This is a genomic window from Vibrio sp. 378, assembly GCF_033339435.1.
This window is the reverse complement of record NZ_JAWOUO010000371.1, coordinates 1-805: the sequence shown is the minus strand read 5'-3', so window position 1 is coordinate 805 and position 805 is coordinate 1. Positions and strand designations below refer to the sequence as shown.

1 protein-coding gene is annotated in these 805 nt (G+C 44.7%); it reads right to left on the bottom strand.

From position 1 onward, the window contains the following. Positions 1–95 precede the first annotated feature (95 nt). On the bottom strand, positions 96–805 hold a 710-nt coding region (locus R7Q48_RS26345), incomplete at its 5' end, for a helicase-related protein (RefSeq protein ID WP_318133146.1).

The window sequence follows — 805 nt, the reverse complement described above, 5'->3', positions numbered from 1 at the left end:
ATATGTTCACAAAACAAGCCAATAGACCCGACTGCCTATTGGCTTCTTTTTTTGCCTATTCCAAGTATCTCTTTAGAAACAGCTTTTCGTGTTAACTAGCTATTCGCGATGAATTGCGCACGCAGTTTTTCTATTTCATCACGCTTCTCAGCCGCAAGCTCGAATTCCAGATCCTGAGCATGTTGGTACATCGCCGCTTCTAGTCGACTGATTTCCTTCTCCAATTGTTGTGGAGACATCACTTCGTAAGTTTGAGATGGTTCAGCCACTTTAGACAGTGGCACTTGCTTAGTATTGCGTTGACGTTTGGACTTAGTAATGTCGCCCAATTCCATAATATCCTTGATATTACGTTTTAACGCTTGCGGCGTAATGCCCATTTTCTCGTTGTACGCTTGCTGCTTCTCACGACGACGATTGGTTTCATCCATCGCTTTTTTCATCGATTTTGTAATGCTATCCGCATAGAGAATCGCTTTACCCTCAATGTTTCGTGCAGCACGACCTATCGTCTGAATGAGTGAACGTTCTGAACGCAAGAAACCTTCTTTGTCAGCATCCAAAATTGCCACCAGCGAGACTTCCGGCATATCCAAACCTTCTCGAAGCAAGTTGATACCCACTAAGACATCGAACTCACCTAAGCGCAAATCTCGAATGATCTCGACGCGCTCTACCGTGTCGATGTCGGAGTGAAGATAACGAACACGAACATCATGCTCATGCAGATATTCCGTTAAATCTTCCGCCATTCGTTTGGTCAGAGTCGTAACAAGAACACGTTCCTCTTTGGCGGCACGAATAC